This window comes from Amycolatopsis saalfeldensis (assembly GCF_900110575.1).
In the GTDB taxonomy this organism is placed as follows: domain Bacteria; phylum Actinomycetota; class Actinomycetes; order Mycobacteriales; family Pseudonocardiaceae; genus Amycolatopsis; species Amycolatopsis saalfeldensis.
Genome location: NZ_FOEF01000020.1, coordinates 149,628 through 168,922, shown reverse-complemented (window position 1 = coordinate 168,922; position 19,295 = coordinate 149,628). Strand labels below are relative to the sequence as shown.

Annotated in this window: 19 protein-coding genes; 7 read left to right on the top strand and 12 right to left on the bottom strand. The window is 72.5% G+C overall.

From position 1 onward, the window contains the following. Positions 1 to 28 precede the first annotated feature (28 nt). Complete coding sequence (locus BMY97_RS35245) at positions 29 to 748, bottom strand: DJ-1/PfpI family protein (protein ID WP_091625960.1); 720 nt, start codon at positions 746 to 748, stop codon at positions 29 to 31. A gap of 99 nt (positions 749 to 847) precedes the next feature. Here BMY97_RS35245 and BMY97_RS35240 point away from each other — a divergent pair, with 99 nt between their 5' ends. The 3 genes from BMY97_RS35240 to BMY97_RS35230 all read left to right on the top strand — a co-directional run bounded on the left by BMY97_RS35240 (position 848) and on the right by BMY97_RS35230 (position 4,410). After that, positions 848 to 1,825 carry a GlxA family transcriptional regulator gene (locus tag BMY97_RS35240; protein WP_091625805.1) on the top strand — a complete coding sequence of 326 codons (978 nt, stop codon included), beginning with the start codon at positions 848 to 850 and terminating at the stop codon, positions 1,823 to 1,825. 793 nt (positions 1,826 to 2,618) lie between these two features. Further along, positions 2,619 to 4,058 (top strand): YibE/F family protein, encoded by a 1,440-nt coding sequence (locus BMY97_RS35235; RefSeq protein WP_245787660.1) that lies wholly within the window; start codon positions 2,619 to 2,621, stop codon positions 4,056 to 4,058. A gap of 85 nt (positions 4,059 to 4,143) precedes the next feature. Continuing rightward, the gene (locus tag BMY97_RS35230) at positions 4,144 to 4,410 is read left to right on the top strand and encodes a hypothetical protein (RefSeq protein ID WP_091625802.1); all 267 of its coding nucleotides are present in this window, start codon (positions 4,144 to 4,146) and stop codon (positions 4,408 to 4,410) included. A 31-nt stretch (positions 4,411 to 4,441) separates the two neighbouring features. Here BMY97_RS35230 and BMY97_RS35225 read toward each other — a convergent pair whose 3' ends face one another. Next, positions 4,442 to 5,107, bottom strand: a complete 666-nt coding sequence (locus tag BMY97_RS35225) for a hypothetical protein (protein WP_091625955.1) — start codon at positions 5,105 to 5,107, stop codon at positions 4,442 to 4,444. 5 nt (positions 5,108 to 5,112) lie between these two features. Next, complete coding sequence (locus tag BMY97_RS35220) at positions 5,113 to 5,706, bottom strand: MBL fold metallo-hydrolase (protein ID WP_091625799.1); 594 nt, start codon at positions 5,704 to 5,706, stop codon at positions 5,113 to 5,115. A gap of 135 nt (positions 5,707 to 5,841) precedes the next feature. On the opposite strand from BMY97_RS35220, the gene BMY97_RS35215 reads away from it, so the two are divergent. After that, positions 5,842 to 6,729: a peptidylprolyl isomerase gene (locus BMY97_RS35215; protein WP_091625796.1), complete on the top strand. Its 888-nt coding sequence runs from the start codon at positions 5,842 to 5,844 to the stop codon at positions 6,727 to 6,729. A 1-nt stretch (position 6,730) separates the two neighbouring features. Next, positions 6,731 to 7,516: an aminotransferase class IV gene (locus BMY97_RS35210; protein WP_091625794.1), complete on the top strand. Its 786-nt coding sequence runs from the start codon at positions 6,731 to 6,733 to the stop codon at positions 7,514 to 7,516. Positions 7,517 to 7,523: 7 nt separating this feature from the next. Here BMY97_RS35210 and BMY97_RS35205 read toward each other — a convergent pair whose 3' ends face one another. After that, positions 7,524 to 8,303 carry an enoyl-CoA hydratase/isomerase family protein gene (locus BMY97_RS35205; protein WP_177231688.1) on the bottom strand — a complete coding sequence of 260 codons (780 nt, stop codon included), beginning with the start codon at positions 8,301 to 8,303 and terminating at the stop codon, positions 7,524 to 7,526. 76 nt (positions 8,304 to 8,379) lie between these two features. On the opposite strand from BMY97_RS35205, the gene BMY97_RS35200 reads away from it, so the two are divergent. Next, positions 8,380 to 9,219 carry an alpha/beta fold hydrolase gene (locus BMY97_RS35200; protein ID WP_091625788.1) on the top strand — a complete coding sequence of 280 codons (840 nt, stop codon included), beginning with the start codon at positions 8,380 to 8,382 and terminating at the stop codon, positions 9,217 to 9,219. A 416-nt stretch (positions 9,220 to 9,635) separates the two neighbouring features. Here the strand turns inward: BMY97_RS35200 and BMY97_RS35195 are convergent, their stop codons facing one another. The 8 genes from BMY97_RS35195 to ruvC all read right to left on the bottom strand — a co-directional run bounded on the left by BMY97_RS35195 (position 9,636) and on the right by ruvC (position 18,773). Further along, the gene (locus tag BMY97_RS35195) at positions 9,636 to 11,996 is read right to left on the bottom strand and encodes a RelA/SpoT family protein (protein ID WP_091625785.1); all 2,361 of its coding nucleotides are present in this window, start codon (positions 11,994 to 11,996) and stop codon (positions 9,636 to 9,638) included. Positions 11,997 to 12,110: 114 nt separating this feature from the next. Further along, the gene (locus BMY97_RS35190) at positions 12,111 to 12,629 is read right to left on the bottom strand and encodes an adenine phosphoribosyltransferase (protein WP_091625782.1); all 519 of its coding nucleotides are present in this window, start codon (positions 12,627 to 12,629) and stop codon (positions 12,111 to 12,113) included. A gap of 5 nt (positions 12,630 to 12,634) precedes the next feature. Continuing rightward, positions 12,635 to 13,918, bottom strand: a complete 1,284-nt coding sequence (secF, locus tag BMY97_RS35185) for a protein translocase subunit SecF (protein WP_091625780.1) — start codon at positions 13,916 to 13,918, stop codon at positions 12,635 to 12,637. 1 nt (position 13,919) lies between these two features. Beyond that, positions 13,920 to 15,644, bottom strand: coding sequence for a protein translocase subunit SecD (gene secD, locus BMY97_RS35180; RefSeq protein WP_177231687.1), 1,725 nt, complete (start codon positions 15,642 to 15,644; stop codon positions 13,920 to 13,922). A gap of 203 nt (positions 15,645 to 15,847) precedes the next feature. Beyond that, complete coding sequence (gene yajC / locus BMY97_RS35175; RefSeq protein ID WP_091625776.1) at positions 15,848 to 16,279, bottom strand: preprotein translocase subunit YajC; 432 nt, start codon at positions 16,277 to 16,279, stop codon at positions 15,848 to 15,850. A 143-nt stretch (positions 16,280 to 16,422) separates the two neighbouring features. After that, a complete protein-coding gene (gene ruvB, locus BMY97_RS35170) occupies positions 16,423 to 17,496 on the bottom strand; it encodes a Holliday junction branch migration DNA helicase RuvB (protein WP_091625773.1) in 1,074 nt (357 codons plus the stop codon). Between the two features lie 3 nt (positions 17,497 to 17,499). Then, a complete protein-coding gene (gene ruvA / locus BMY97_RS35165) occupies positions 17,500 to 18,096 on the bottom strand; it encodes a Holliday junction branch migration protein RuvA (RefSeq protein ID WP_091625771.1) in 597 nt (198 codons plus the stop codon). After that, positions 18,093 to 18,773 carry a crossover junction endodeoxyribonuclease RuvC gene (gene ruvC / locus BMY97_RS35160; protein WP_091625768.1) on the bottom strand — a complete coding sequence of 227 codons (681 nt, stop codon included), beginning with the start codon at positions 18,771 to 18,773 and terminating at the stop codon, positions 18,093 to 18,095. The genes ruvA and ruvC overlap by 4 nt, the downstream gene beginning before the upstream one ends. A 75-nt stretch (positions 18,774 to 18,848) precedes the next feature. On the opposite strand from ruvC, the gene BMY97_RS35155 reads away from it, so the two are divergent. After that, positions 18,849 to 19,289 (top strand): cupin domain-containing protein, encoded by a 441-nt coding sequence (locus tag BMY97_RS35155; RefSeq protein WP_091625950.1) that lies wholly within the window; start codon positions 18,849 to 18,851, stop codon positions 19,287 to 19,289. The last annotated feature ends 6 nt before the right edge of the window (positions 19,290 to 19,295 follow it).

The window sequence follows — 19,295 nt, the reverse complement described above, 5'->3', positions numbered from 1 at the left end:
CGTTGGTGGGTCGGCCGTCGTGTTCCGGTCAGGCGTGGGCCAGCAGTTTCGCCATCAGCTCCGGGTGGCCGGCGAGGCCGTCGCGCAGGAAGTGCTCGCGCAGCGGTGCCAGGTTCCCGTGCGGGGCGTTCGCCCAGTCCAGCGGGCCGAGCGGCGGCTGCGGGTCGTACTCGATGCCGAACTGGACGATCCGTGCCATCTCCGTCCCGGCGAGCCGTTCGACCAGGTGCAGGGCCAGGTCGATGCCCGCCGAGACGCCGGCCGCGGTGATCACCGGGCCGTCCTCCACCCAGCGTTCGGCCACCGGTGTGGCCCCGGACGCGCGCAGCAGGTCGCGGAACATCCAGTGGGTGGTGGCCTTGCGGCCCTTCAGCAGCCCGGCCTCGCCGAGCAGCAGGGAGCCGGTGCAGACGGAGGTGACGAACTCGGCCGTCTCCGCCGCCCGGGCCAGGTAGCCGATCAGGGCCGGGTTCGCCATCGCCTGCAGGGTCGGCGCGCCGCCGCCGGGCACGAGGATCGCGAACGGGTCCGGAACCGCGTCGAACGTGTGACTCGGCGCGATCCGCAGCGGCGAGTCGGTGTCCACCGGGTCGAGCGTCTCCCCGACCACCACCACCCGCAGCCCCGGATCGGCCGAGGCCAGCGCGGCCAGCACCTGCAGCGGGCCGACCAGGTCGAGCGAGGTCAGGCCGGGGTAGACGACAAAGGCGAACGTCTTCTGCTTCTCGGTCTTCGGCTTCTCGGTCATGGGGCCCACGGTGGCCCGCGCCGCCCGCACGCGCGGCGACCGTGTCCTGATTCCTGCGAACCATGTCCGTCGGCCGGTCGAGCTGGTAGCTTCCCGATCATGCCCGGTCCCCCGCGGCAGGTCGTGATCGTCGGCTTCCCCGACGCCGAGCTGCTGGACGTCGCCTGCGTGTCCGACGCGCTCGACGCCGCGAACCGGATCGGCGCCCGCCCGCCGTACACGATCCGTCTGGCCACTGTGGACGGTCACCCGTTCCGCTGCCAGTCCGGCCTCACCCTCACCCCGCACCTCCGGCTCGACCAGGTGCGGGGCGAGCTGGACACGGTGATCGTCGCGGGCGGGGGCGGCCACACGGCGGCCGCGCGCGACGAGCGCCTGCTGGAACACCTGCGGCGGCTTTCGCGGACCAGCCGGCGCACGGCGTCGGTCTGCACCGGCTCGACCCTGCTCGCCGCGGCCGGGCTGCTGAGCGGCCGGCGCGCGACCACGCACTGGGCGTACGCGTCCCGGTTCGCCGAGAAGTACCCGGCGGTGACGGTGGACCCGGTGCCGCTGTTCATCCGCCACGGCGACGTCTACACCTCGGCGGGGGTCACCAGCGGCCTCGACCTCACGCTGGCGTTCGTCGAGGAGGACCACGGGCCGGCGATGGCGCGCGAGGTGGCCCGCGCGCTCGTCACGTATCTTCAGCGGCCGGGGAACCAGGCGCAGGTGAGCATGTTCCTGTCCGGGCCGCCGCCGGAGCACGGGCAGGTCCGCGACCTCGCCGCGTACGTGAGCGAACACCTCGCCGACGACCTCGGCACCCCGGTGCTGGCCCGCCACGCCGGGATCAGCACCCGTCAGCTCACCCGGCTGTTCGACGCGCACCTGGGCACCACCCCGGGCAAATACGTGCGGACCGTCCGCGCCGAACACGCCGCGCGGCTGCTGTCCGGCACGGACCTGCCGCTCACCGCCATCGCCCGGCACTGCGGCTTCGGCTCCACCGAAACCCTGCGCCAGGCGTTCCTGGACCACTTCGACACGCCGCCTTCGGCTTACCGCCGCGTCCATCTGCGCCAGGCCTACAGCTGAGGCCGAAACGCCGGATACGACCGGCTCCTCCCCCACCCGACCCGGGTGAGCCCGGACCGGGGAGTGCAGGATGTTCGCCGTGGCACCGCGCGACTACTCCGACTACCCCGGCTCCCCCGGCTCCCCCGACGGCGGCACCGACGACCCCGACGGCACCGGCCCGATCCGCCGGGTGACCGGCGAGCCCCCCACCGCGGCGCCCGGCCCGTCCCGCCCCCGGCGCCCCCGTGCCACGCCTCCGCCCGGGGCCACCCCTCCGCCCACCTCCGGCGACAACGCCGGGTGGCCCGCCACGGACTCACCAAGCGGCGGGTGGCCTGCCGCCGAATCACCGAGCGGCGGGTGGCCTGCCGCCGAATCACCAAGCGGCAGGTGGCCCGCCGCCGAATCACCAAACGGCAGGTGGCCTGCCGCCGCGGAGTCACCGAGCGGCGAATGGCCCGCCGCCGAGTCACCAAGCGCTCCGGGCGACGCCTGGCCGAGCGCCGACGCCCCGGCCGCCTCCTGGCCGGACCCCGCCGCCGCCTGGCCCGCCGCGGAAGACGACCGCCCGCGCCGCGCCCCCGCGGACCGCCGCCGTACCGGAGAAACCCCCTTGCCACCGGGCAGCGGCGACCCTCGCCCCCGCCGCCCCCGCGCCGACGGTGACCCCGCCCGCCCGCGACGAGGCGAACTTCCCAGCGGCACAACAGGTTCCCGCCGAATCCCCCGCCCGGAAACCGACGCCGAGACCCCAGCCGAGACAACCGGCGGCCGTCGCCAGCCCCGCACCGAAACCACCGCCACCCGCCGCGTGCCCCGCATCGACGCCCGCCGCGCAGCCGACACCGAATCACCCGGCGAAGCCACCGGCAGCCGCCGCGCGCCGCGCGCCGAGTCGGCCGCCGAAAGCACCGGCGCCCGTCGTGGTCAGGCGGAGGCGCCGGCCGGGACCCGGGGCGCCGGACGGGCGCGAGGGGGACCCCCGGTCGAGCCACCGGATCCGGTCGCCGCGGCCGGGCATGGGCACGGCCACGGCCACGGCCCCGCCGCACCGGCATCCCGCCGCGTGCGGAATCTGCTGGTCTGGCTGCTCACCCCGCTGGCGCTGGCGACGGTCGTCGGGATGATCGTGCTCTACCCGTGGGGCAAGCCGGCGCCGAAAAGCGCGGTGCAGCAAGGAACTCCGGTGCAGGCGTCGATCACCGCGACCGCCACCGGGCCGTGCCTCGCGTCGGGGCAGGTGCAGGTCGGCGCGCAGCCGGATCCCGGCCAGAAGCCGTGCCTGACCGTCGACCTGACCATGACCAGCGGGCCCGGGAACGGCAAGCGGCTCAAGCTGACCGTGCCGATCGAGCCCAGCACCCCGCGCTTCTCCACCGGCGACGCCGTGGTGCTGGCCTACAACGGCGGCGACGCGGGCGACCCGTCGTCGTTCCAGCTCGTCGACTTCCAGCGCGGCACGCCGCTGGTGCTGCTGGCCGCGCTGTTCGCCGTCGCGGTGCTGGTGCTCGGACGGTGGCAGGGGCTGGCCGCGCTCGTCGCGCTGGTGCTGAGCTTCGTGGTGATCGTGCTGTTCGTGCTGCCCGCCATCCTCGCCGGGGAGAACCCGCTGGTGGTCGCGATCGCGGGCGCGGGCGCGATCATGTTCGTCGCGCTCTACCTGACCCACGGGCTGTCCGCGAGAACCTCGGTCGCGGTGCTCGGCACGCTGGTCAGCCTCGCGCTCATCGGCGTGCTGTCCGCGATCTTCTCCGCCACCGCGTCCCTGACCGGCCTGGACGACGCCACGTCGACCCTCATCGGCTCGCTCGGCCACGGCATCGACGCCCGGGGCCTGCTGCTGGCCGGCGTCGTGATCGGTGCGCTCGGTGTGCTCGACGACGTCACCATCACGCAGACCAGCGCCGTCTGGGAGCTGCGGCGGGCGAACCCGTCGCTGGGCTGGCGCGAGCTGTACCGCTCCGGCCTGCGCATCGGCCGCGACCACGTCGGCTCGGCGGTGAACACCCTCGTGATGGCCTACGCCGGCGCCGCGCTGCCGGTGCTGCTGTACTCCTCGATCTCCGGCGTCGGGCTCGGCGCGCTGCTCGGCAGCGAGGACATCGCGTCGGAGATCATCCGCACGCTGGCGGGCTCGGTCGGCATCGTCGCGGCCGTCCCGGTCACCACCGTGCTGGCCGCGCTGATCGCCGCCCGCGAACCGGCCGACCACCTCGTGAGCACCACGAATACCCAGCAGTCACACCAGTAACACGATCCCGCCCCGGCCGGTCCGGCGGCCCGCGCGTGCGGTACGAAGGCCGCACGGAGCGCTGCCGGGTTCGTCAGGAGGGGCCGTGTTCAACGTCGTACTCGCCGGGCCGCGGCTCGCGCTGCACCTCACCCGGCGGGCCTTCGCCGCGGGGCTCGCCGCGGCCGAGGCGGTCCCCCGCATCGTCACCGCCCTCGACGAAATGCGCGCCACGCTCCGGCAGCTCGAACGCCTGCTGACTTACCTCGCGCAGGAACTACCGGAGCTGGCCGACCAGGTGGAGCAGATCCGGGCCCGCCTGGACGCCGAGCCGCAGGCGGACCACGCGGAGCCCGTCGCCCGCCGCGGCTGACCCAGACCGGAAAACGCCGCGGCGAAGGCGTTCAGTCCAGCGTCGTGACGAAGCGGCTGACCGCCTCCATCGGGAAACGCTGCACGTAGCGCCCGGCCGGAGCGGCTGACGCGAGCCGGTACAGCGGCCGCTCCGCCGCCCCGCCGCCACGGGCTTCCGAGCGGAGTTCGGCCACCAGCAGCTCCGAGAAGACCAGGCCGTTGGCCTCGGTGTTGTTCAGCAGCGCGTCGGCCACGCGGCGCAGTTGCAGGGCGCTCAGCTCACGGCCGCCGGCGCCGGAGAACACGGCCAGGTCGATCTTCACCACCTTGCCGCGCCGTCCCGCGTTCACGAGCAGGCTCACCGTGCGCGTGCCCCGCACGTCGCTGATCACGATGTCCAGCCGCCGCGCCTCGACGAGGTCGACGCGCCGCACGCCCCACGTCCGCACGAGCAGCGTGGTGCCTTCGATCCAGATGCGGCGGCGGACGCTGTAGAGCACCACGTAGACCAGCGGCAGCGCGATCACCACCGCGACGATCAGACCGGTCAGCTGCCCGGCGATCAGCCCGGTGATGCCGCCGGCCGCGGCGCCGATGATCACCGCGCCGAGCATCCCGGACCAGCCGCGCCGCCGCCGCAGCTTCGGGTCGTCGGCGAACAGCGGCAGCCGCTCCGGCGGCGTTCCGGCGCTCTTCGCGCCACCCTGCTCGGTCATCCCGGTCACACCCCCGCCCCGGGGAGAAACGGGTTCCCGGCGCGTTCCCGGCCGATGGTGGTGGCCGGTCCGTGGCCGGGCAGGACCACGGTGTCGTCGGCCAGGGTGAGCAGCTTCGTGCGCAACGATCTCTCCAGTTCGGCGCCGGCGCCCCGGTCGCCGGAGCGGCCGATCGACCCGGCGAACAGCGTGTCCCCAGTCAGCACCAGCCTGCCACCTTCGCCCGCCGTCACGGTGAAGGCCACCGAACCCGGCGTGTGGCCGGGCACCCCGAGCACGGTGACGTCGAGGCCGGCCACCGTCAGCGTCCCCTCGGTGAGTGCCTCGAACGGGCCGTCGTGCCAATCCGCGTCGGCCGGGTGCAGGTGCAGCGGGACGTCGTGGGCCCGCGCCAGCGCCGCCGCCGAGCCGATGTGGTCGGGGTGGCCGTGGGTGGCCAGCAGCGCGACCGGGACCAGCGCGTGCTCCGCGAGGGCCGCGGTGAGGGGTTCACCCACCTCTTCGCCGGGGTCCACCACCACGCACTCACCGCCGGCGGACGGCGCCAGCAGGTAGCAGTTGGCCCGCAGCGGCCCCGCGGCAAACCCGGCGACAAGCACGAAAACCCTCCCCGGGAAGCGCCGCTGATCACGATCGGGTCGAGACTAGCCGCCCCTGTACAGAGTCCTCACAGGCTGTGCCCATACACTGCCGCTACCTCAGACGTGTGACATCGAGCGGAAACTGGAGGGCGGGTGGCGACCAACCAGCAGCGCCGTGAAGCCGCGAAGCGGAAACTCGAGCGGCAGCTCGTACGCCGGGCGGAGCGGGCGAAGCGACGCAAGATCGTTGGCGCTGGTGTGGTCGGCGGTGTCGTCCTCATCGTGGCCGGTGTCGTGGTGTGGGTCGTGAACAGCGGCGGCAGCAGCAGCGACACGGCGGCCGCCTCGCCGCCGCCTTCGTCGAGCGCGGCCCCGGTGCCGTCGCTCACGAACATCCCGACGCAGCGCACGGCCATGCCGACCCGGCCGAAGGCCCTGCCGAACCCGACCACGTGCACCTACGCGGCGGACGCGCAGAGCCCGACCGGCGCGAAGAAGCCGACGGTGCCGGACGGCAAGAACGTGCCGGCCACCGGGACGGTGACGCTCACCTTCAAGAGCACCGCGGGCGACATCCCCGTGACGCTCGACCGGGCGCTGGCACCGTGCACCGTGCAGAGCATGGTGAGCCTGGCCAAGCAGGGCTTCTACACCGACACGATCTGCCACCGCCTCGGCGTCACCGACCTGCAGATGCTGCAGTGCGGCGACCCGAACGCCAAGGGCAACGTGCAGACCGACGGCCAGGGCGGCCCCGGCTACACCGTGCCGGACGAGTACTTCACCGGCGAGAAATACGGCCGCGGCATCCTCGCGATGGCCAACACCGGCCAGCCCAACACCGGCGGCAGCCAGTTCTTCATGGTCTACGGCACCGCCCAGCTGCCCGCCACGTACACGATCTTCGGCAGCATCTCGGACGAGGGCCTGAAGGTGCTCGACCAGATCGCGAAGACCGGCATCGGGGCGGTGGGCCAGGACGGCGCGACCGGCGAGCCCAAGAACCCGGTGAAGTTCACCGCGGTGACCGTCTCCGCGTGAGGTGGATTTCCCGCTCGAGCTGAACGGCGCCCCGCCCGGCGTGCCGGGCCTCGCGTCCGCGATGGGTGGCTACGGCCACTTCACCGCGATGCAGGTCCGCGCCGGGCGGGTGTGCGGTCTCGGCTTCCACCTGAGCCGGCTGGAAGCGAGCACGCGGCTGTTGTTCGGCAGCGAGCTGGACACCGGCCTGGTCCGTGCGCATCTGCGCCACGCGATCGCCGGGCACGACGCGCTGTCGGCGCGGGTGGTGGTCTTCTCCCGCGTCAGCAGCGACGAACCGGTGATGGCGCCGGAGATCCTGATCCGGACCGGGCCGCCGCACGAGCCGGTGACCGACCCGATCCGGCTCAAGTCCGTGCGCTACCAACGGGATCTGCCGCAGGTGAAGCACCTCGGCACGTTCGGCCTGATCCACCACTCCCGGCAGGCGCGCCTCGCAGGATACGAAGACGCATTGTTCATCGACGACGCCGGACGCGTCAGCGAGGCCTCGATCTGGAACGTCGGCTTCCTCTCCGGCGGCACGGTGGTGTGGCCCGAGGCGGCGGTGCTGCCGGGCATCACGTACCTGGTGCTGGAGCGGCAGCTGCGCGCGGCGGGCGTCCCGCAGGAGGTCCGCCCGGTGTACCCGGGTGAGCTGCCCGGGTTCGACGCCGTGTTCCTGACCAATTCCGAGACGATCGGGCGCCCCGTGGCCTCAGTGGACGGAGTGCCGCTGCGCTCGGACCCCGCCGCCGCCCGCCTGCTGCGCGAGGCCTACGAAAGCACCGCCTGGGACGAAATCTGAGCGGCCGTCAGCGGTAGGTGAACTTCGGCGGCCGGCGGTTGAGGAAGGCGTCGACGCCCTCCGCGTAGTCCTCGCCGTGCAACGCGGCGAGCCGGATGTCCTCGACCTCGGCGTCAGTGCTTTCCTGGCCCGCCACGATCTTCTCGATGATCCGGTTCATCCCGCGGACCGAGGCCTGCGAGCGCGCGCACAGCGTCGCGACGAACGCGGCGGTCGCGCCGGCCAGCTCCTCGGCCTCGAAGACGTCGTTGACCAAGCCGATCTCCCGCGCCCGCACCGCGCCGACCAGCTCGCCCGAGAGCAGGAAGTACTTGGCATCGGCCGGCCCGACGAGCGAGACCAGCTGCCGCGTCGAATCGAAGTGGTAGACGATGCCGAGCTTCGCCGGTGTGATGCCGAACCGCGCGCCGGCCGCGGCGAACCGGAAGTCGCACGCCACCGAAACCTGGCAGCCGCCGCCGATGCAGTTGCCCTGGATCATCGCCACCGACGGCTTGCGCATCGCGGTCAGCGCGCTCACCGCGCCGTCCACCGCCTTGTCGTAGGTCGCCGCGCCCTCGGCAGTCGAACGCAGCTCGCGGAACTCGCTGATGTCCGCGCCCGCCGAGAAGTGCTTGCCCGCGCCGTCGAGCACCAGGACCTTGAGCGCCGGGTCCTGCTCGACCCGCGCCACGACGTCCGGGATCGCCGACCACATGCCGTAGGTGATGGCGTTCATCTTCTCCGGCCGGGTGAACGTCAGCCGGGCGATCTCGCCGTCGCGGGTGAACTCGAATCCGTCGGTCATGCCCAGCACCCTAACCGGATCGCCCTGCGCGAAACCCCTGGCTGTGACGCGGCCGTCGGGGCTAGCGTCGGCCGGCATGGGGATGATCGAAGCAAACGGAGCCCGGTTCGGCTACGACGAAGCCGGCGAGGGGCCCGCGGTCGTGCTGCTGCACGCCGGACTCGCGGACCGGCGGATGTGGGACCACCAGTTCACCGCGCTGGCCGAGTCCCATCGCGTGATCCGCTACGACCGGCGCGGCCACGGCGAATCCGACGACCCCGAGGGAACCGTTTCGCACCACCGCGACCTGCTCGCGGTGATGGACGCCCTCGGCGTGGAGGAAGCGGCGCTGGTCGGCTCGTCGATGGGCGGCGCGTACTCCCTGGACGCCGCGCTGGCCGCGCCCTCGCGCGTCCGCCGGATCGCGCTCGTCGGCGCCGGCCTGTCCGGGCACGAGTGGCCGGCGGACATGGCCGCCGGGATGCAGGCAGCACTTCAGGCCGCGGTCCCGCTTGACCGGTTGGAGCAGTACCGGGCACACACGGCGGAGCGCGTCGACGAGGCCGACGTCGCCGCCGCCGCGGAGGCCAACGCGCGCTACTTCGTCGTCGGTCCACATCGGACGCCCGACGTGCTGGACGAGCAGACGTGGCTGGCGGCCAAGGAAATGTGCGCGGTGGTGTACCACCGGATGTGGAACGGTCCGAAATGGACCGAGGACGTCCCGGACACCCGGCACCGCCTCGCCGGGATCACGGCGCCGGCCCTGGTCCTCATCGGACTGGCCGACGCCTCCGGGCTGCTCGCCCTCGCGGACCTGTTCACCACGACCATCCCCGGCGCCCGGCGGCTCGACCTGCCGGACACCGGGCACCTGCCGCCGATGGAACGCCCGGCCGAGACCACCGAGGCGCTGCTGGAGTTCCTCGCCTAGGTGTATTGGCCATCGGGGTGCGAGGGCTGCTGTGCGTTCGGTGTTGCTGGCGAAGGTCTGGCGGTAGTTCCATTCGGTCTGCGGCGTGCGGTTGAGACGTTCGACTTTGCCGTTCTGCCAGAGGCAGTGGGGCGGCGAAGTAGGTGATCGCCCGGGTGAGGCCGGCCGCGGGATCTGGTGGCGGGACAGTACCCGCGCACCGTCGGTGTCGGGACGCCCAGTTCACAGCCGAGCCAGGCCGGGCCGCGGCGTTCACGCTGAGGATCGGTCACGAAGACCGGACTCGCCCTCGGCGGCGTAGCGGTCCAGCCAGGTCTTCACGCATCGCGGCGGCGATGTGTGCTTCCGGCCTGGTGGCCCTGGACGATCGGCAACCTGCCCAGGAAGGTGGTTCGGGCGTCACGGTGAAACAACGCCTAGGAAGCCGAAGTCACCCGGTACACGTCGTACACGCCTTCCACGCCGCGGACCACCTTCAGCACGTGGCCGAGGTGCTTGGGATCGCCCATTTCGAACGAGAAGCGGCTGACCGCCACGCGGTCGCGTGAGGTGGTGACCGACGCGGAGAGGATGTTGACCTTCTCGTCGGCCAGCACCTTCGTCACGTCCGAGAGCAGGCGGTGCCGGTCGAGGGCCTCGACCTGGATCGCGACCAGGAAGACCGAAGACGCGGACGGCGCCCACTCGACCTCGACCAGGCGCTCCGGCTGGGCGCGCAGGTCGTCGGCGTTCGTGCAGTCCGTGCGGTGCACGCTGACGCCGCCGCCGCGCGTGACGAAGCCGAGGATCTCGTCGCCCGGCACCGGGGTGCAGCAGCGCGCCAGCTTCGCCCAGATGTCGCCGGCGCCCTTGACCACCACGCCGACGTCGTTGGACCCGCGGCGCCGGGTGACGGTGGACGGCGTGGCCCGCTCGGCCAGCTCCTCCTCCGCCTCGTCGACGCCGCCGAGCAGCGCCACCAGCCGCTGCACCACGTGCTTGGCGCTGGTGTGGCCCTCCCCCACGGCCGCGTACAGCGAGGAGATGTCGGCGTGGCGCAGCTCCGTGGCGACCGAGCCCATGGACTCCGCGGAGACGAGCCGCTGGATCGGCAGCCCGACCTTGCGGACCTCCTTGGTGATCGCCTCCTTGCCCGCGTCGATCGCCTCGTCGCGGCGCTCCTTGGCGAACCACTGGCGGATCTTCGCGCGCGCCTTCGGCGAGCCGGTGAACTGCAGCCAGTCGCGGCTCGGCCCGGCGCTTTCGGCCTTGGAGGTGAAGATCTCGACGACTTCGCCGTTCTCCAGCTTCCGCTCGAGCGCGACCAGGCGCCCGTTCACGCGGGCGCCGATGCAGCGGTGCCCCACCTCGGTGTGCACGGCGTAGGCGAAGTCGACCGGCGTCGACTCGGCGGGCAGCGTGATCACGTCGCCCTTCGGCGTGAACACGAAGATCTCGCGCGCGGCCAGCTCGTAGCGCAGCGACTCGAGGAAGTCGCCCGGGTCGGCCGCCTCCCGCTGCCAGTCGAGCAGCTGGCGCATCCAGGCGATCTCGTCGACGTCGACCGAGTTGCCGGCCCCGTTGCCGCCGTGGGTGCCCTTGGTTTCCTTGTACCGCCAGTGCGCGGCGATGCCGTACTCGGCCGTGCGGTGCATCTCGTAGGTGCGGATCTGCACTTCCAGCGGCTTGCCGTCCGGCCCGATCACGGTGGTGTGCAACGACTGGTAGACGCCGAACCGCGGCTGCGCGATGTAGTCCTTGAACCGGCCGGGCACCGGCTGCCAGAGCGCGTGCACCACGCCCATGGCCGCGTAGCAGTCGCGCACGTCCTCCACCAGGATCCGCACGCCGACCAGGTCGTGGATGTCGTCGAGGTCGCGGCCGCGGACGATCATCTTCTGGTGGATGGAGTAGTAGTGCTTCGGCCGGCCCTCGACCTTCGCGGTGATCCGCGAGGACACCAGGTTGCTGGTCAGGTCCGTGATCACCGAGCGCAGGTAGGTGTCGCGCGACGGCGCGCGGTCGGCGACCAGCCGCACGATCTCGTCGTACTTCTTCGGCTGCAGGATGGCGAACGCGAGGTCCTCCAGCTCCCACTTGACCGTGGCCATGCCCAGCCGGTGCGCCAGCGGGGCGAGCACCTCGAGCGTCTCGCGCGCCTTGCGGGCCTGCTTCTCCGGCGGCAGGAACCGCATGGTGCGCATGTTGTGCAGCCGGTCGGCCAGCTTGATGACCAGCACCCGCGGGTCCTTCGCCATCGCGATGACCATCTTGCGGATGGTCTCCGCCTCGGCCGAGGTGCCGAGCTTGACCTTGTCCAGCTTGGTCACGCCGTCGACCAGCTCGCCGACCTTGTCGCCGAAGTCGGCCTTCAGCTCGTCGAGCGAGTAGCCGGTGTCCTCCACGGTGTCGTGCAGCAGCGCGGCGACCAGCGTGGTGGTGTCCATGCCCAGCTCGGCCAGGATCGTGGCGACGGCGAGCGGGTGCGTGATGTACGGGTCGCCCGACTTGCGCCGCTGCTCGCGGTGCAGCTCCTCGGCGACGTCGTAGGCGCGCTGCAGCAGCGCCAGGTCCGCGTTCGGGTGCAGCTCGCGGTGGATGACGGCCAGCGGCTCGAGGACCTGCTTGACCGGGGCGGCGCGCTGGGCGGTGATGCGGCGCGCCAGCCGGGCCCGGACGCGGCGTGTCGCCGACGGGGTGGGCGCCGCGCCGTTGGGCTTGGGCGGTAGCACGGCCTGCGCACCCCGCCCTCCGGCGGCGTCCTTGGCGGGCGACGCTGCGTCGAGCTCCTGGCTCACCCGCACCTCCTGCTGCTCGTGCGGCCTTCGAACCCCCAGGGTAACCGCTGGGCCGCCCGGCCTCTCCGCCCACGCCCATTCGGAGGGTCTCCGGGCCTCCCGGCCGGGCGCGGGTCAGCAGGTCCGGAGCGAGTGCACCGATCGTCCGCCGAGCACAGCCCGGCCGCCGAGCCCGGCGAGTTCGAGCACCACGGAAACGCCCGTGACCTCGGCGCCCGCGTCCTCCAGCAGCTTGCCGGTGGCCGCGACGGTCCCGCCGGTGGCGAGCACGTCATCGAGCACGGCGACCCGCTGGCCGGGCCGGACGATGCCGGCGGGCAGCTCCACGCTCGCGGTGCCGTACTCCAGCGCGTAGTCGACCCGGCCGGCCACCGACGGCAGCTTGCCGGGCTTGCGCACGAGCACCACGCCCAGGCCGCGGGCGTACCCGACGGCCGCGGCGAGCAAGAACCCGCGAGCCTCGACGCCGGCCAGCAGCTCGACCCCGGGGTCGAGGGTGCCGGCCAGCGCGTCGGTCACCGCGGCGAACCCGGCGGCGTCCGCGAAGAGCGGGCTCAGGTCGCGGAACAGCACGCCGGGCTCGGGAAAGTCCGGCACCTCGGCGATCAGGCCGAGGGCCTTGTCCAGATCCATGCGGCTCAGCGCTTCCGCTTCGCCGAGGACACGCCGCTGCGACGGGGCTTCGACTTCGGCGTGCGCGCCGAAACGCTGGCCGCCGCCGCGTATGCCTTCTCCTTGCGGAGTTCGGCCTCCAGCGCTTCGTCGTCGCCCGCGTCGAAGTCGTCGCCGCCGGCCGCACGCGCGGCCGCCTTCTTCTCCTGGCTGGCCCGGCGGGCGCGGACCCGCTCGGCCTGCTGCCGGTACTGCGGGTCTCGCATCTTGAAGTCGACCAGCAGCGGCGTCGCCAGCGCGACCGAGGACAGCACGCCGACCAGGGTGCCGGTCAGCTGCACCAGCGCCAGGTCCTGCAGCGTGCCGGAGCCGAGCAGGATGTAGCCGACGATCAGCAGGCCCAGGATCGGCAGCAGCGCGATGAACGCGGTGTTGAACGACCGCATCAGGGTCTGGTTCAGCGCCAGGTTCGCCGCCTCCGCGTACGTGCGGCGGGTGAGGCCGAGCAGGCCGCGGGTGTTCTCGCGAACCTTGTCGAACACCACCACCGTGTCGTACAGCGAGAAGCCGAGGATGGTGAGCAGGCCGATCACCGTCGCCGGGGTGACCTCGAAGCCCGCCAGCGAGTACACGCCCGCGGTGACCACGATGTCGTGCAGCAGTGAGACCAGAGCGGCCAGCGCCATCCTGGTGTCGAAGTAGATCGCCAGGAAGATGACCACGGCCACCAGGAACACCAGCAGCGCGATGATGGCCTGCCGGGAGATCTCCCCGCCCCAGGACGCGCTCACCGCGCTGTCGCTGATCGACGCCTCGCTCGCCTGCCCGTTGCTGCCGATCGGCGCGAAGTCGGTGAACAGCTGCTGCTTCACCTTCGCGACCTTGGCCGCGTCGAGTGTCTCCGAGCGGATCTGGATGGTCGAAGCGTTGCCCGTGCCGACCTTCTGCGTCTCCGCCGGCTGCTCGCCGAGCGCCTTGGAGAACGAGCCGACGACCTGCTGGGTGGTGGCCTCGCCGTGGGCGCCGTGGGACGGCATCTGGATCTGCGTGCCACCGTCGAACTCGATGCCCCAGGTGAACCCCCGGAACACCATCGAGCCGATGCACACCAGCACCAGCGCGGCGAAGAAGATGTACCAGCGCTTGCGCACGCCGATGATGTCGAACGCGCCCGTGCCGACGTAGAGCCGGTGGAACACGCTCTCCTTCTTGGCCTTGCCGCCCTTGACCGCCGTGGTTTCCGTGCCCGTGGCGTCGGTGCCCGTGGCTTCGGTGCTTTCGGGGGCCTTGCCCTGGTCTTCCTCGCCCACGTCAGGCCTCCTTCACGTTCGAGCGGCCGACCGAAGGACGCGCGGCCTTGCGCTGCGAGCCCAGCTGCTGCACGGCGCCGAGGCCGAGGTGCCGGGGGTTGGACAGGAACGCCGACTTCGACGTGGAGAACAGCGACACCAGCGGGTGCGTGACCAGGTAGACGACCACCAGGTCGAGCACCGTCGACATGCCGAGGGTGAACGCGAAGCCCTGCACGTCGCCGACCGCGATCACGTACAGGATCGCCGCGGCCAGGAAGCTCACCGCGTCGGACGCCAGGATGGTGCGCCGGGCGCGGACCCAGCCGCGGCCCACCGCGGACCGGAACGTCCGGCCTTCCCGGATCTCGTCTTTCAGTCGTTCGAAGTAGATGACGAACGAGTCGGCCGTGATGCCGATGGCGATGATCAGGCCGGCGATGCCCGCGAGGTCGAGCGTGTAGCCGATCCACCGCCCGAGCAGCACCAGCACCGCGTACACCAGCAGCCCGGACAGCACCAGCGAGAAGATCGTCAGGATGCCCAGCAGCCGGTAGTAGAACAGGCAGTAGATGAACACCACGATCAGGCCGATCGCGCCGGCGATCAGGCCGGCCTCCAGCGAGGCCAGGCCGAGCGTGGCCGACACCGTGGTCGCGTCCGAGGAGCTGAACGACAGCGGCAGCGAGCCGTACTTCAGGATGTCGGCCAGGTTCTTCGCGTCGCTCTGGGTGAACTGGCCGGTGATCTGCGTGTTGCCGCCGAGGATGGCCGACTGGATGGTCGGCGCCGAAACCACCTTCGTGTCGAGCACGAACGCGGCCTGCGACTGGACGTTCGCCGAGGTGAAGTCGCCCCAGATCTTGCCGCCGGCCGAGTTGAACGTCATGTCGACGGTCCACTGGCCGCGCTGCTGGTCGTAGCCCGAGGAGGCGGTGGAGATGTCCGTGCCGGGCAGGAACTCCGGGCCCAGCACGTACTTCGTCGCGTTCTTGTCCCCGCAGGCGACCAGCGGCTTGCTCGAGTCGTCGTTGCCCTCGAGCGGGTCCTTGACGTTGTCCGCGCAGGTCAGGGAGGCCAGCGCCGCCTGCTGCGCGGCCTGCGCCTTGGCCTGGTCGGTCGAGGCCAGGTCGGCGTTCTGCCGGACGGCCTGGGCCTGCTCGATCGGGGTCTGCTGCTTCTGGCCGCCGGACGGCGGCGCGGGCGAGGTGCTCGGCGTCTGCGCGGGCGCGCCGGCGGCACCTCCGCCACCACTGGCCGGGGGCGCCGAGGGCTTGCCGGAGGAGGACGGCGGCGTGGACGGCGTGCCCGAGGGCGGCGTCGAGGGGGTGCCCGAGGCGGGCGGCGGCGTGGCTCCGGCCGGGGTGTTCGGCTGCGAGGTGATCACCTTGCGGAAGCCGAGCTTCGCGGTCTGGCCGAGGGTCTTCGCCTGGTCGCCCTGCTCACCCGGGACCGTGATGACGACGTTGCTGCCGTCCAGCAGGACCTCGGCGCCGGCCACCCCGATCCCGTTGACCCGGGTCTCGATGATCTGGCGGGCCTGGTTGAGCTGATCGCGGTTGGGCTGGCTGCCGTCGGGCGTGCGCGCGGTGAGCGTGACCCGGGTGCCGCCCTGCAGGTCGATGCCGAGCTTCGGGGCCGGCTTGCCGCCGCCGGTGAAGAACACCAGCGCGTACAGCACGATCACGATCAGGGCGAAGAAAGCGAGATAACGTCCCGGGCGAAGGTGCCCGGCCGATGGTGCCACGGTGCTTCGGTCTCCTCGGACTGGGTGTGCCCCACTGGTTGCGGTGAGCGAACCGGGAGGGGACTCCCGGACGCTGCTGGGCATGACTATGACGGCGGACACGCACGCAGCACCGAGACACTACTCGGTGCTGCGTGAGCCCGGCGTTCACCCGTACCGACTTTCGTCGGCCGCGGGCGAGTCCCTGCCCGACCAGCGGGAGGTTACTTCTTCCCGTGCTCCAGCGGGGGCGCCACCTGGGCGCCCGACTTCTCGCTCTCGGCGGCGGAGATGGACTCCTGGGCCGGGGCCTCCGAAGAGGTCGACGCCACGCCGCCGACCGCGGCGGTGTCGGTGTCGGCGTCCTCGACCGAGTCCTCCTCGGTCTCGACGGTCGGCTCGACCTTCTCGCGGACGGCCTGGCGCAGCCAGGTGGTGATGACGCCCGGCGCGATCTCGATGTCGATCGTGGTGTCGCCCGACGCGTCGGCCACGAAGCCGTAGAGGCCCGAGGTGGTCATCACGCGGTCGCCGGGGGCCAGGCCCTCCTGCAGGTCCTTCTGGGCCGCCTGCTGCTTCTTCTGCTTGCGGGTGCCCATGATGAGCGGCACGGCCACCACGAGCAGCAGCAGCAACGGCAGCAGTAACTGGTTCATGACTCTCCATTCGACGGACGCCGCCGGGTTGCCGTTACGTCCGGTTTTAGCGGATGTGCTGTCTTCGAGTGTGCCAGGTGCCAGCGGAAACTCCAGCACCCACTCCTCTGCCGACCTCCGGCCGCCGGTGCCGGGCGGCCCCGTCAGCCCTGGTCGAACAGGGTGGGACCGCTCCGGTCGGGCCGTCCGGAATCGGGCGGGGGAACCAGGCCGAGATGCTCCCACGCGCCCGCGGTGGCGACCCGGCCACGCGGAGTCCGGGCGAGCATACCCGCGCGCACCAGGTAGGGCTCGCACACCTCTTCCACGGTGGTCGGCTCCTCCCCCACGGCCACCGCGAGCGTCGAGACCCCGACCGGGCCGCCGCCGAACGAGCGGACCAGCGCGTTCAGCACGGCCCGGTCCAGCCGGTCCAGCCCCAGCTCGTCGACGTCGTAGACCTCGAGCGCGGCGCGGGCGACCTCGCGGTTCACGGTGCCGTCGGCACGCACCTCGGCGTAGTCGCGGACGCGCCGGAGCAGGCGGTTCGCGATCCGGGGCGTGCCACGCGAGCGGCGGGCGATCTCCGCGCCGCCGTCGCGGTCGATCGGGATGTCGAGGATCGTCGCGGCGCGCCGGACGACCAGCTCCAGCTCGGCGTCGGTGTAGAACTCCATCTGGCCGGTGAAGCCGAACCGGTCGCGCAGCGGGCCGGTCAGCGAGCCGGACCGGGTGGTGGCGCCGACCAGGGTGAACGGCGCGATCTCCAGCGGGATGCTGGTGGCGCCCGGTCCCTTGCCGACCACCACGTCGACCCGGAAGTCCTCCATCGCCAGGTACAGCATCTCCTCGGCGGGCCGGGCGATGCGGTGGATCTCGTCGATGAACAGCACGTCGCCGGGGGCGAGGTTGGACAGCATCGCGGCGAGGTCGCCGGCCCGCTCCAGCGCCGGCCCGGAGGTGATCCGGATGGCCGCGCCCAGCTCCGCGGCGACGATCATCGCCATGCTGGTCTTGCCGAGGCCGGGCGGGCCGGACAGCAGCACGTGGTCGGGCGGGACGCCGCGCCGCCGCGCGCTCTCCAGCACCAGCTCCAGCTGCTCGCGCACGCGGGGCTGGCCCACGAACTCGTCGAGCTTGCGGGGCCGCAGCGTGGTCTCGACGTCGCCGTCGCCGTTCTGCGGCAGGGCCGAGAGCGTTTCGTCGTCCGCTTCGAACTCGGTCACTTCGTGGTCCATCGGCTACTGCTTGCGGCCGAGGGTGGCGAGTGCCGCGCGCAGCACCGTGGCCGTGGTGTGCCCGTCGCCGTCGGCGAGGACCCGGTCGACCGCCTGCTCGGCCTGTTTCGCCGGGAAACCCAGCCCGGCCAACGCTTCCACCACTTCGGCGCGCAAGGCGCCGGGCGCGGACACCACCGGCGCCTCGCCCGTCCCGCCGAGCGCGGTGACCTTGTCGCGCAGCTCCAGGCTGAGCCGTTCCGCGCCCTTGCGGCCGATGCCGGGCACCTGCGTCAGCACGGTGATGTTGCCCTCGACGAGCGCCGCGCGCAGCTTGTCCGGCTCCAGCACGGCGAGGGTGGCCAGGGCGAGCCGCGGGCCGATCCCGGAGACCGTCTGCAGCAGGCCGAACAGCTCGCGCGCGTCCACGTCGGCGAACCCGAACAGCGTCAGCGAGTCCTCGCGGACGATCAGCGCGGTGTGCAGCCGCACCTTCTCCCCGCGCCGCAGCGTCGAGAGCGTCGCGGGGGTGGCCTGCACGGCGAAGCCGACGCCGCCGACCTCGACCACCACGTGGTCCAGGCCGACCGACAGCACTTCGCCGTGTACCGAGGAGATCATCGCGGGGCTCCTGTGTTGTCCTGCTTGGTCTTTTCTTTCGCGGGCACGGCCTGCTTGGGCGCTGCCTGCTTCGGCGCGGTCCGGGCGCGCCGGGCGACCGGTGCGGAGGCGCCGCCGGCCTGCTTCGCTGCGGCGGCGAGCCGTGCCTTGTGCGTGCGGGCCAGCTCGGCCGCGCGGGCCTCGGCCTCGGCGAGGCGGACCCGCATCGGCTCGCGCCAGAGGTGGCAGATCGCCAGTGCCAGCGCGTCGGCCGCGTCGGCCGGGTGCGGTTTCACCTCGAGGTTGAGCAGGCGCATCACCATACCGGTGACCTGCGCCTTGTCCGCGCGGCCGGACCCGGTGACGGCGGCCTTGACCTCGCTGGGCGTGTGGAACACGACCGGCAGGCCCCGGCGCGCCGCGGCCAGCGCGACCACCCCGCCCGCCTGCGCCGTGCCCATGGCGGTGCGGACGTTGTGCTGGGCGAACACGCGCTCCACGGCGACGGCCGCCGGCCGGTACCGGTCCAGCCAGGCCTCGACCTCGTCGGCGATGCCGAGCAGGCGGTGCGCCAGGTCGGCGTCCGGCGGCGTGCGCACCACCCCGACGGCGACGGCGCGGACGGTGCGGCCCTGGCCGCCGTCGACCACGCCCAGGCCGCACCTGGTCAGACCGGGGTCGACCCCGAGCACCCGCACACGCTCTCCTTCACCGGACGCGAACATTCGTTCGAGGTGCAGGCTACTGGGCGGGGCTGCGGCACCATGGAAGCCATGCCGGAGCCGGAGGAATTCATCAGTCACCTGGGTCTCGAGCCGCTGCCGGTGGAAGGCGGCCGGTTCGCGCAGAGCTGGCGGTCCGAGGCGGGCTCGGCGATCTACTACCTGCTGGTGGCGCCGGAATCGTCCGCGCCGCACCGGCTGGACCGCACCGAGGTGTTCGTGCACCACGCCGGGGCGCCGGCGCGGATGCTCCTGCTGCACCCGGACGGATCGGTGACCCGGCCGGTGCTCGGCAGCGAGGTCGCGAACGGCCAGCGGCCGCAGGTGGTCGTGCCCGCGGGCACCTGGCAGGCCACCGTCACGCTCGGGCGCTGGAGCCTGCTCGGCACGGTGGTGGTGCCGCCCTACACCGACGACTGCGTGGAGTTCGCCGACGCGGCCACGCTCGCCGCGCGATTCCCGGCCGCCGCCGAGGACCTGCGCGCGTGGTGAAAGGCC